The sequence below is a fragment of the Bradyrhizobium sp. MI1.7 genome (genome assembly GCF_055811795.1).
In genome coordinates this window covers 22,686-34,198 of record NZ_JBVVPO010000081.1, presented here as the reverse complement: position 1 = coordinate 34,198, position 11,513 = coordinate 22,686, and the positions used below count along the sequence as shown (strand labels likewise).

Genomic DNA, 11,513 nt, shown 5'->3' with positions numbered 1-11,513 from the left:
ACCAGGTGGCCCCAACCTTCCAGAGTGGAAGGGTTCCCGACACCCTCACCGACGATGAATGAACTCCAATCGACTTACGTCGACTGTTGTGTCACTCAACAAGGTGAGGAGCATCAGTGGCGCGTTCGCTCGCCTTGGTCAGTGACCCGGCGGCGCCGCGCTCAGTGGTCGGGTTATAGGCCCCCCCGCCCGGGATTGTCAACGCCCATTGTCAACAAATCGTCGCACGGTGGATCATCGAAAAAAATCCAGCGATTCCAGCCAATTAGAAAGGCCGCTAACGGCCGGATCGAATTTGCACCGCAAAAGATCTCAAAAAAAATTTGCCCGCCGGCGGGCTCCGGAAGCCCTGGCAGGCGGAGGCCCATCCAGGCCGGACCGAGCCCTCGTTCACGGCAGACGAGCCCCATCCAAGGCCGGACCGAGCTCCAGCCAAGGCCAGACCTGGTCCCCCGGCGCCTGCCAGACGGGCTTCTTGCGCCCGGCCGTTCAGGAAACTTTTCCATATTAGGCGCCGTACTAGAGCCACAATCCCGCGGCGTTCTGGTACAGACAAGCTTGAATCGCGGGATGCCAGTGGGGGCTGCCGGCGATTTTCATTGGGTCAGAGGAAGGCGATCTTGCAGATGACGCAGCCTTCCTCCGACATTCGAGAGACATCGAGAGACCTTTACCCGTCCAGCTGTTCGTAATTTCGGCCGGCCCCATCGAGGGCTTTCTGAGCGCGGGCGCCTGTGCGGCTTGCCTTTTCCGGCGATCCCCCTTCAAGAGGGCGGCCAGGAGAGGTTCGAAATCAGGCATCTTGGGTCGTTGATTGGGGGACTTGGTTTGAACCACAGGACGTCGCGCGGCGCTTACGGGCGTGAGACCGGGATCATCGATCTCGGCCACGAACCGCCGCTGTCCGTCGATGGTTCCGAGGCCGCCGTCATCGATCGCCGACGCGTTTCCGTGCAATGGTTCAGCGGGACAATTCTGACCGGACTCTGCGGCGCAGCCCTGATCGGCGGCGCCGTTTTCGCTTCTCTCGACGGTGAGATGACCTTCGCCAAGGTGCCTGAGCGCGTCGAAGGCGCGCTGCGCGGCGCATTCGGCGCGGCCGATCGCGCCGCCACGCTGCACAAGAGCGACCGCCTGCCGCCGCCGAACGAATCCACGGCCTCGCGCAACATCGTCCGCGTCTCCACCGTCGCCCGCGTCGGCAACCGCGACGTGATGCGGGTGCGCCCGTTCGTCCGGATCGCCGGCAATCTGTCGATGACGACGAGCGATCTGTCGGCGAAAATCCCGCCGTTCAACGCCCAGCGCCTGCTCACCGATGTCGGCTCCGATCCGAAGACCGCGGCGGAAGATCCGAACAATCCCGAAGCCGTCGAGCCCGATGCCGAAGTCTCCTTCGTCACCAAGGACCTGTCGCCGGTGCTGCCGAAGGCCAAGATTTCCGCCGTGGTGGCGCTCGACGACATCCTGATGCGGGTGCGCGACGCCGCCAACTGGCGCGGCAATGGCGGGGTGCGCTACGCCTCGCTCGCCAATGCCACCGCCGACGTCTCCGGCGCGACCGGCCCCTCCGACATGAAGATGGCCTACGCCACCGAAGCGTCGGCGTCCGATCCCTATGCCGGCTTCGAGACGCGCGTGGTGCCGGAAAACGTCACGCTGCTGCCGAAGACCAAGGAGCAGATCACCGGCGGCAATCCCAATGGCGAGCGCGTCCACGTGGTCAAGAAGGGCGACAGCGTCGGCTCCGTCCTGCGCGATCTCGGCGCGACGGCCGAGGAGATCAAGGCGATCACCGCGACGCTCGGCCCGCGCGGCCGCGACGGCGGCCTGAAGGAAGGCGAAAAGCTCCGCATCCTGATGGCGCCCGCAAGCCCCGGCGCCCGCCTCCAACCCTATCGCGTCGTGGTTGCAAACGACACCATGGTCGAGGCGATCGCGGCGCTGTCCGATCTCGGCAAATACGTCGCGGTCGACGTCTCCAGCATGAACACCGTCGCCGATGCCGCGGCCAACGCCAACAGCGACGACGATGACGACGATGACGGCACCGGCGTGCGGCTCTACCAGAGCATCTACGAGACCGCGATGCGCAACAAAGTCCCGATGCCGGTCATCGAGGACATGATCAAGATCTACTCCTACGACGTCGATTTCCAGCGCAAGGTCGCGCCGGGCGATTCATTCGACGTGTTCTACGCCGGCGAAGAAGAGGGCACGACGTCGAACGAAAAGAACGACGTGCTGTTCGCCTCCCTCACGGTCGGCGGCGAGACCAAGAAATACTACCGCTACCAGAGCCCCGACGACGGCGTCGTCGACTACTATGACGAGACCGGCAAGAGCGCGAAAAAATTCCTGGTCAGGAAGCCCGTCAACAACGCGATCATGCGCTCCGGCTTCGGCGGCCGCCGCCACCCGATCCTGGGCTATGTGAAGATGCACACCGGCGTCGACTGGGCCACCTCCTACGGCACTCCGATCTTTGCTTCCGGCAACGGCGTGCTCGAGAAGGTCGGCCCCGAAGGCGGCTACGGCAAATATATCCGCATCAAGCACTCCAACGGCTACGAGACCGCCTACGGCCATATGTCGGCTTTCGCCAAGGGCATGGAGATCGGCAAGAAGGTGCGGCAGGGCCAGGTGATCGGCTTCGTCGGTTCAACCGGCCAGTCGACCGGCCCTCACGTCCACTACGAAATCCTGGTCAACGGCCGCTTCGTCGATCCGCTGCGCGTAAAATTGCCGCGCGGCCGTTCGCTGGAAGGCACGGTGCTGGCGGGCTTCGAGAAGGAACGCGACCGGCTCGACGCCATGATGAGCGGCCGCAACGGCGCCATCGCCCGCATTTCGGACGCAACCGGCGGCCCGTTGCAGGTCACCAACCGCTGATCCTTTAGACCGGCCGAAATCGACCGGACATCTCTGGAAAACATGATCAGGAGGCGACGTCGTCAAGCGACGTCGTTTCACTGCGCCACAACGTCAAGTTTTGTTTGCCAAAGCGGCATCAAGGCATCGCGCGCGGGAGCGACGGCAGACTGATCGTGGCGGAAGTGGGCGCCAGGCGACTGATCGAGATCGCGCCGGACGGCGGCAAGGTCACCGAGATCGCTGGCAATCTTCCGATCGGGCTGATGGGCGCACCCGGGAGCCTGCCCAGCAACATCCCGACCGGCGTCGCCATCGGCGCCTCCGGCGTCATCTACTTCTCCTCTGATATCGAGAACGCGATCTACAAGGTCACCAGGAAGTAGCGCGGAGGAAACCAGCCCGGTGGAACCGGCACGCGAGTTTGCCGGTTAAATGCTGACGGAAGCCGACCAACAGGAGGATCCCCATGCGGCGCCTCTCACGCGACGATGTCGTCAAGACAGTGGATCGGGCCGACGAATTCACCATCGCCCAGATCATCGGAACCGGCGCGACGGTCGAGGAACTCGCCGAAGCCCAGGCCTGGCTCGCCAATGACGAGCCGATGATCAATGATTTGCGCCCGCTGGCGCACGGACGCGTGCGCGAGCTTGTCGACATCCTGTCGGAGCTCGAAGAGGACAGCGACGAGCAAGGTCCAGCCGAACCCGGCTCAACATCCGCAGTCAGCTAGAGCGAACCTCGTCAAAGCAATTCGCCCCGGAGAGTTGGCCTCTCCGGGGCGATTTTTCGTTTTGCAGTGAGCGCGACGATCAGTTCAGCTTCCGCTTCGACACCGGCGCGTCGAACTGGGTGATTTCCGCGGTCTGCGGCGCCTTGCCGTTGAAGGTCAGGACGTTGCCTTCGGACGAGATCGCAACGTTGTCCCCGTCCTTGACGTCTCCAGCCAGGATCATCTCGGCAAGCGGATCCTGGAGGTAGCGCTGGACCACGCGCTTCAGCGGCCTTGCGCCGTAGGCGGGATCCCAGCCTTTCGCAGCAAGCCAGTCGCGGCCCGCGGCATCGAGCGTCAGCACGATCTTGCGATCGGTCAACAGCTTCTGCAGCCGGGCGAACTGGATCTCGACGATCCGGCCCATCTCGCTCCTCTGCAGGCGGTGGAACAGGATGATCTCGTCGACACGGTTCAGGAACTCGGGCCGGAAATGCCCACGCACCATTCCCATCACCTGTTCACGCACCGCTGAGGTGTCTTCGCCCTCCGGTTGATTCACCAAATACTCCGAACCGAGGTTCGAGGTCATGATGATCAGCGTGTTGCGGAAATCGACGGTGCGACCCTGGCCATCGGTCAGGCGGCCGTCGTCGAGCACCTGCAACAGGACGTTGAAGACGTCAGGATGCGCCTTCTCGATCTCGTCGAACAGCACCACCTGATAGGGCCGGCGCCGCACCGCTTCGGTGAGCGCGCCGCCCTCGTCATAGCCGACATAGCCGGGAGGCGCACCGATCAGCCGCGAGACCGAGTGCTTCTCCATGTACTCGGACATATCGAGGCGGACCATCGCGGTCTCGTCGTTGAACAGGTACTCCGCCAGCGCCTTGGTCAGCTCGGTCTTGCCGACGCCGGTGGGCCCCAGGAACATGAACGAGCCGGTCGGCCGGTTCGGATCCTGCAGGCCTGCGCGCGAACGGCGCACGGCGGTTGCGACCGCACGCACGGCCTCGGCCTGGCCGACGACGCGCTGTCCGAGCTGCTCCTCCATCTTCAGGAGCTTCTCCTTCTCGCCTTCCAGCATCTTGTCGACGGGCACGCCGGTCCAGCGCGAGACCACCTGCGCGATGTGGTTGGCGGTGACCGCCTCCTCCATCATATCGCCAGAGCCTTCACGCGCCTCGATATCGGCGAGCTGCTTCTCAAGCTGCGGGATCCGGCCATAGGCCAGCTCGCCGGCTTTCTGGAATTCGCCGCGCCGCTGTGCGTCGGCGAGATCGACGCGCAGCGCGTCCAGCTCTGACTTCAGCTTCTGGGCGTTGGAGAGCTTGTTCTTCTCTGCGCTCCAGCGCGACGTCAGGGCCGCGGATTTCTCTTCGAGTTCGATGAGCTCCTTCTGAAGCCCCTCGAGACGGGTCTTGGAGCCGAGATCGCTCTCCTTCTTGAGAGCTTCCTGCTCGATCTTGAGCCGGATGATCTCGCGGTCGAGCGAATCCAGCTCTTCCGGCTTGGAATCGACCTGCATCTTCAGCCGCGCAGCGGCCTCGTCCATGAGATCGATCGCCTTGTCCGGCAGGAAGCGGTCGGTGATGTAGCGGTTGGACAGCGTCGTCGCCGCCACGAGCGCGGAATCGGTGATCCGCACGCCGTGATGCTGCTCGTACTTGTCTTTCAACCCACGGAGGATCGAGATCGTGTCCTCGACGGAGGGCTCGCTCACGAAGATGGGCTGGAAGCGCCGCGCCAGTGCCGCATCTTTCTCGACGTGCTTCCGGTACTCGTCGAGCGTGGTGGCGCCGATGCAGTGCAGCTCGCCGCGCGCGAGCGCGGGCTTGAGCAGGTTGGACGCGTCCATCGCGCCGTCGCCCTTGCCGGCGCCGATCAGCGTATGCATCTCGTCGATGAACAGGATGAAATTGCCCTCGCTCGCGGTGACTTCCTGGAGCACGGCCTTCAGCCGCTCCTCGAACTCGCCGCGATATTTCGCACCCGCAATCAGCGCGCCGAGATCAAGCGAGAGCAGCTTCTTGTCCTGGAGGGTCTCGGGCACGTCGCCGTTGACGATGCGCAGCGCGAGGCCCTCGGCGATGGCGGTCTTGCCGACGCCGGGCTCACCGATCAGGACGGGATTGTTCTTGGTCCGGCGCGAGAGCACCTGGATGGTGCGGCGGATCTCCTCATCGCGGCCGATGACCGGATCGAGCTTGCCGTCGCGCGCAGCCTGGGTCAGGTCGCGGGCATATTTCTTCAACGCGTCATAGGCATTCTCGGCGGTCGCGGAGTCCGCCGTGCGGCCCTTGCGCAGCGCCTCGATCGCGGCATTGAGGTTTTGCGGGGTGACGCCGCCCTTGGCCAGGATCGCGCCGGCCTCGCTGGTCTTTTCCAGCGCGAGGCCGAGCAGCAGCCGCTCGACGGTGACAAAACTGTCGCCAGCCTTCTCGCCGGCCTTTTCGGCGGCGTCGAAAGTGCGGGCGAGCTCGGGCGCCAGATAGATCTGGCCGGCGCCGCCGCCGGAGACCTTCGGCACCTTGTTGAGGGCATCCTCGGTCGCCTTCAGGATGGCGCGGGAATTGCCGCCGGCGCGGTCGATCAGACCAGCAGCGAGGCCCTCATTGTCGTCCAGCAGAACTTTCAGGACGTGCAGCGTCGAAAACTGCTGATGCCCCTCGCGCACCGCAAGCGATTGCGCGGACTGAACGAAGCCCCTGGAGCGTTCGGTATATTTGTCGATGTTCATGTCTTTTCTTTCCCTCGGCCTGCCCCTGGAGCCCTCTAAGGCACTCCAAACGGCATCTTCATTGGGTTTCCGCTGGACGCGTTGACGTTCCTCAACCGGCAGCGGTCGTTAGCAGCCGGCGCTGGCGCCGGCCTGACCCAGATGTGGGAAGCTTGGCCTCGGATCGGAAGAGGCGCGTTCACAATTTCGTGCACGGGTCCGCCTGCTTGGCGCCAGCAGGTCGAATCCCTTAAGTAGCGACATGACAGCCAGCCAGACTGCCGAAATCACAGGCCTTTACCGTTACCCGATCAAGGGCCTGACGCCGGAATCCCTGCCCCGGGTCCCCTTGCGGATCGGCCAGACCCTGCCCGCCGACCGCCGCTACGCCATCGAGAACGGACCCAGCGGCTTCGATCCGGAGGCGCCGGCCTGGAAGCCGAAAATCCAGTTCCTGATGCTGGCGCGTAATGAGCGGCTGGCGTCCCTCGACAGCCGGTTCGAGGACGCGACCAACCGCCTGACCATCCGCAAGGACGGCCAGATCGTCGCCAGCGGGGACATCGAGACCACTGCCGGGCGCGCCGCCATCGAGGATTATTTCACGGAGAATTTTCAGCCGGAGCTGAAGGGCCCGCCAAAAGTTCTGTCCGGCCGCGACCACAGCTTTTCCGACGTCGCCCGCAAGGTCGTATCGATCATCAATCTCGACAGCGTCCGGGCGATCGAGACCATGCTCGGCGGCGCCGCAGTCAATCCACTGCGCTTCCGCGCCAATCTCTACGTGAAGGGCTGGCCGGCCTGGTCCGAGCTCGACCTCGTCGGCGAGACACTGGCGATCGGCGAGGCCCGGCTCAAGGTGGTCAAGCGCATCGTCCGCTGCCCGGCGGTCAACGTCGATCCCAAGACCGCGCAGCGCGATCTCGAGATACCGCCGACGCTCTCGCGCAATCTCGGCCACATGGATTGCGGCATCTATGCCGAGGTCATCGCCGACGGCGAGATCGGCGTCGGTGACGCGATCGCGGTGGAAGCGCCGAAGCTGGTGTGAGCCGTCCGACGCTGCCGTAGGGTGGGCAAAGCGAAAGCGTGCCCACCACTCCGGTCCATCGAACTCCGCTGCACCGCCGGTGGGCACGGCGCTTGCGCGCCTTTGCCCACCCTACGGCTCCGTCGTCAGTTCGGCATCACATACGCATAGATCCGGCCGCGAGAGACCGGCGCCTCGCGAACACGATTGCCGTTGTTGCCGGAGATCATGATCGGATTGCCCTGCGCGTCCACGCCGGTGATGATGCCGACATGGCCGCCCCGGCGACCGCGCGACATGACCGCGATGGCGCCGACCTGCGGACCGGAGACGCGCGTGCCGTAGCGCGCGAACGAGCTCGCCATGTCGGAGCCGGTGCCCTGATGGCCGGTATGCTGCAGCACCATGTTCATGAAGCGCGCGCACCACAGGCTGCCGCGCCCGGTCGGATTGCCGCCGATATAACGGCGCGCCTCGGACACGAGGCCCGATCCGCCGCCGAAGCCGCCACCGCTATTGGCCATTCCAGGATTGGTCATTCCGTTGTTGGCCATGCCGCCGACATTGGCGTTCGGATTGTAGCTCGCCTGGGTGTCGGCGAAGCCGCTCGCCTGCAACTGCGCCGCGCCGCGCTCGAAGCGCGAGCTGCGGGCATGGTGGCGATAATGACGGTAATGATGATGTCTGGCGTGGTGCACGTAAGCGTGCCGCTCTGCGCTATGACGATGATGCGGCCGCGCTGAGGCCGGAGAAACGAACGCGGCAACCGCCGCGAAGAAAATCGCCAGCGCGACAACACAACGCGACAGGCGAGACGCAAACAACTCCAACATACTTCATCCTTCTTGACACCCCACTTCCCCAATCGGCCCGTGCGATGGCCGGCATCCGTCTGGCCGTTAAGCCGCCGGATGTGGCGAGAAAAAGACGCCACGCCCGCGAATAGCTGCGATGATTTTGTGCCGGTGCTGGCTTGAGGCTGCCGCATTGCGGACAACAACGTTAACTGCAATTCTCCAAAGGCGGCTTGAAGAGAGGGAAACAGTTAATGCCCCACGCCACGACCAGGGACGACGTCCGCATCTATTTCGAAGAAGCGGGTCAGGGAACGCCGATTATTTTTCTGCATGAGTTCGCGGCCGACTACACCAATTGGGAGCCGCAGATGCGCTACTTCTCGCGCGGCCATCGCTGCATCACCTATTCCGCGCGCGGCTACACGCCGTCGGACGTACCTGATGGCGAGGTCTACACCTACAAGCATTTCTACACCGACGCGCTCGCGGTGCTCGATCATCTCAAGATCGAGCGCGCGCATCTCGTCGGCCTGTCGATGGGCGCCTATTCGTCACTCCAGATCGGGTTGAACTCGCCGCAGCGCGCGCTGTCGATGACGCTGGCCGGCGTGGGCTCAGGATCGGAGATCGAGAATCTCGACAACTGGCGCAAGCAGTGCCGCGCCAATGCCGAGCAGTTCGAGACGCTCGGCTCCGCCGAGGTCGCAAAGGTCACGCGCGAGGCGCCGAGCCGGATTCCGTTCCTGGTGAAGGACCCGCGCGGCCACGCCGATTTCTACGCCGCGCTGGCGCGCCACGATGCCAAGGGCTCCGCGAACACGATGCGCGGCTTCCAGGGCGGCAGGCCATCGATTTACACGATGCCGGATGCCATTCGAGGTGTGGCAACGCCCGCGCTGATCATCTGCGGCGACGAAGACGATCCCTGCGTCGAGGCAAGCCTGTTCTTGAAGAAGCACCTGCCCGCGGCGGGCCTCGCGATGTTTCCGAAATCAGGCCACGTGCTCAATCTCGAAGAACCCGCGCTGTTCAACGAGAGCGTGGAGCGGTTCGTGACGCTGGTGGAAGCCGGGCGCTGGCCGGTGCGCGATCCGCGGTCGCTGGCGGCGCATTAGACTGCCAGTCGCTGTCATTCCGGGATGCGCCGACAGGCACAGGCCCGGAATGACGGAAACTACTTCCCCTGCCCGCGCGTGAGCAAGAACACGCCCTGCTCGCCGAACATGTTCCACACCCACCACGGCAATCGCAGCCGCAACGGACGGCCGTAGAGATCCAGCGCCTCGGCGCGCTCCATCTTGACGTGGATCGCGTCGCAGAGCTCGACGAAATCCTTGATGGTGCAGAAATGGATGTTGGCGGTGTCGTACCAGGTCGCCGGCAGATTCTCGGTGCGCGGCATGTGGCCGCCGACCAGGAGCTGGAGTCGCATCTTCCAGAAGCCGAAATTCGGGAACGACACGATGGCGCGGCGGCCGATGCGCAGCAGATTCTCCAGCACGACCCGCGGCTGCCGCGTCGCCTGCAGCGTCTGCGACAGGATGACGTAATCGAAGGCGTCGTCGGGATAGTTGACGAGATCGGTGTCGGCATCGCCCTGCACCACCGCGAGGCCCTTGGCGACGCAGCGATTGACGCCCTCGCGCGACAGCTCGATGCCGCGCCCGTCGATGCCGCGGGTCTCCAGAAGCTGGAGCAAATCGCCCTCGCCGCAGCCGACGTCGAGCACTTTCGAGCCGGGCTTGACCATCTCGGCGACCAGCAGATGATCGGCGCGAAACTGGCCGGACTGCTCCGTCGCAACGCCGCCCAGCGGCAGCACTTCCTGCACAGACATCGCTAGCCGTCCTTGTCAGTCAATCCTGGCGGTGAGCCCGCGCGCCTTCCCTGCCGATTGCAGAAAGGCACGGGCGATATCGAAGAATTCGGGCACGTCGAGCAGGAAGGCGTCATGGCCGCGATCGGTCTCGATCTCGGCGAACGACACCCGCGCGCTCGACGCGTTCAGTGCATGCACCAGCGCGCGCGATTCCGAAGTCGGGAACAGCCAGTCGCTGGTGAAGGAGACCACGCAGAAGCGCGTCTCGATGCCCGCGAACGCTTTCGCCAGCACGCCGCCGTGGTCGCCGGCGATGTCGAAATAATCCATCGCACGGGTCAGATAGAGATAGGAGTTGGCGTCGAACCGCTCGACGAAGGACGAGCCCTGGTAGCGCAGATAGCTCTCGACCTGGAAATCGGCGTCGAACGAGAAGGTCGGCAGCTCGCGGTCCTGCATGCGGCGGCCGAACTTGCGATGCAGCGCGGCGTCGGAGAGATAGGTGATGTGCGCGGCCATCCGTGCCACCGCAAGTCCGCGATGCGGATGGATGCCCTGATCCGTGTAGCGGCCGTTGTGCCAGTCGGGATCGGCCATCACCGCCTGGCGACCGAGCTCGTGGAAAGCGATGTTCTGCGCCGAGTGCCGCGTCGCGCAGGCAATCGCCAGCGCGGAGTACACGCGCTTGGGATAGGCCGCGGTCCATTGCAGCACCTGCATGCCGCCCATCGAGCCGCCGACCACCGCGAACAACGTGTCGATGCCGAGCCGGTCGATCAGCATCGCCTGCGCGCGCACCATGTCGGGAATGGTGATGACAGGGAAATCCAGGCCCCACACCTTGCCGGTGGCGGGATTGATCGAGGCCGGCCCGGTCGAGCCCATGCAGCCGCCGATCACGTTGGCGCAAATGATGAAGTAGTGCTGAGGATCAAGAGGTCGGCCGGGACCGACCAGCGTCTCCCACCAGCCCGACTTGCCGGTGACGGGATGCACGTTGGCGACATGCTGATCTCCCGTCAGCGCATGGCAGATCAGCACCGCGTTGGAGCGATCGGCGTTGAGCTCGCCATAGGTCTGGTAGGCGATCTGGAACGGGGTGAGATCGATGCCGCAATCGAGCCGCAGCGGTTGCTCGGCGCCGAACTGCGCGACCTGCGAATTCGGATGATCCGCCTCATGCGACCGGTCGTCGGCACTGATCGCGGGACTCGGCACGGGCTTCACGCCAACCATCATCGACCTCGTTTGCGGCACCCGTCAGGCTGCCGCTGGAATCAGGCCATGAAAAACCCGGCCTGAACGATAGGTTCGGCCGGGATCGGAAGCGTCCCCGGCCTGTTTAGCGAGTTTTTTAACGTGGCTGCAAGCCGGCCGGCTCAAATGACCACGGAACGGGCAAAAGCTACTGTCTTGGGCGGTTTTCGTCAAGTCACGGTCCGGATTAGCCAAATTCATCCCTGAAAGGCCGGCCGAAAAGGCCCGGTTTCCCTTTGCATTTCTCTTTGCTTTCGCCGCGCCGACTGCCTAATCAGGACGTCGATCGCAGCGGATCCGGCCTT

8 protein-coding genes, 1 pseudogene and 1 riboswitch are annotated in these 11,513 nt (G+C 64.3%); of the genes and pseudogenes, 5 read left to right on the top strand and 4 right to left on the bottom strand.

Annotated elements, in window-relative coordinates; translation table 11 throughout:
* Nucleotides 1–828: 828 nt before the first annotated feature.
* From AC0L3X_RS40660 to AC0L3X_RS40650, 3 genes and pseudogenes are all read left to right on the top strand, one after another.
* Nucleotides 829–2,892, top strand: coding sequence for a M23 family metallopeptidase (locus AC0L3X_RS40660; RefSeq protein WP_063985769.1), 2,064 nt, complete (start codon nucleotides 829–831; stop codon nucleotides 2,890–2,892).
* 110 nt (nucleotides 2,893–3,002) lie between these two features.
* Nucleotides 3,003–3,257 (top strand): annotated as a pseudogene (locus AC0L3X_RS40655) (hypothetical protein); the annotation flags it as partial.
* Nucleotides 3,258–3,340: 83 nt separating this feature from the next.
* On the top strand, nucleotides 3,341–3,607 hold the full coding sequence (locus AC0L3X_RS40650; protein WP_063985771.1) for a hypothetical protein: 267 nt from the start codon (nucleotides 3,341–3,343) through the stop codon (nucleotides 3,605–3,607).
* 79 nt (nucleotides 3,608–3,686) lie between these two features.
* On the opposite strand, the gene clpB is transcribed toward AC0L3X_RS40650, so the two are convergent.
* Nucleotides 3,687–6,326 (bottom strand): ATP-dependent chaperone ClpB, encoded by a 2,640-nt coding sequence (clpB, locus tag AC0L3X_RS40645; RefSeq protein ID WP_063985772.1) that lies wholly within the window; start codon nucleotides 6,324–6,326, stop codon nucleotides 3,687–3,689.
* A gap of 241 nt (nucleotides 6,327–6,567) precedes the next feature.
* Here clpB and AC0L3X_RS40640 point away from each other — a divergent pair, with 241 nt between their 5' ends.
* Nucleotides 6,568–7,356 (top strand): MOSC domain-containing protein, encoded by a 789-nt coding sequence (locus AC0L3X_RS40640; protein ID WP_063985773.1) that lies wholly within the window; start codon nucleotides 6,568–6,570, stop codon nucleotides 7,354–7,356.
* A gap of 125 nt (nucleotides 7,357–7,481) precedes the next feature.
* Here AC0L3X_RS40640 and AC0L3X_RS40635 read toward each other — a convergent pair whose 3' ends face one another.
* Nucleotides 7,482–8,168 carry an NlpC/P60 family protein gene (locus AC0L3X_RS40635; RefSeq protein ID WP_063985774.1) on the bottom strand — a complete coding sequence of 229 codons (687 nt, stop codon included), beginning with the start codon at nucleotides 8,166–8,168 and terminating at the stop codon, nucleotides 7,482–7,484.
* 215 nt (nucleotides 8,169–8,383) lie between these two features.
* Between AC0L3X_RS40635 and AC0L3X_RS40630 the strand changes: the two genes are divergently transcribed.
* Nucleotides 8,384–9,247 carry an alpha/beta fold hydrolase gene (locus tag AC0L3X_RS40630; RefSeq protein WP_063985775.1) on the top strand — a complete coding sequence of 288 codons (864 nt, stop codon included), beginning with the start codon at nucleotides 8,384–8,386 and terminating at the stop codon, nucleotides 9,245–9,247.
* A gap of 59 nt (nucleotides 9,248–9,306) precedes the next feature.
* Here the strand turns inward: AC0L3X_RS40630 and metW are convergent, their stop codons facing one another.
* Nucleotides 9,307–9,969 carry a methionine biosynthesis protein MetW gene (gene metW / locus AC0L3X_RS40625; protein WP_063985776.1) on the bottom strand — a complete coding sequence of 221 codons (663 nt, stop codon included), beginning with the start codon at nucleotides 9,967–9,969 and terminating at the stop codon, nucleotides 9,307–9,309.
* Nucleotides 9,970–9,984: 15 nt separating this feature from the next.
* The gene (metX, locus tag AC0L3X_RS40620; RefSeq protein WP_063986729.1) at nucleotides 9,985–11,187 is read right to left on the bottom strand and encodes a homoserine O-acetyltransferase MetX; all 1,203 of its coding nucleotides are present in this window, start codon (nucleotides 11,185–11,187) and stop codon (nucleotides 9,985–9,987) included.
* Nucleotides 11,188–11,272: 85 nt separating this feature from the next.
* A riboswitch (SAM riboswitch) is annotated at nucleotides 11,273–11,352 on the bottom strand.
* Nucleotides 11,353–11,513: the final 161 nt, after the last annotated feature.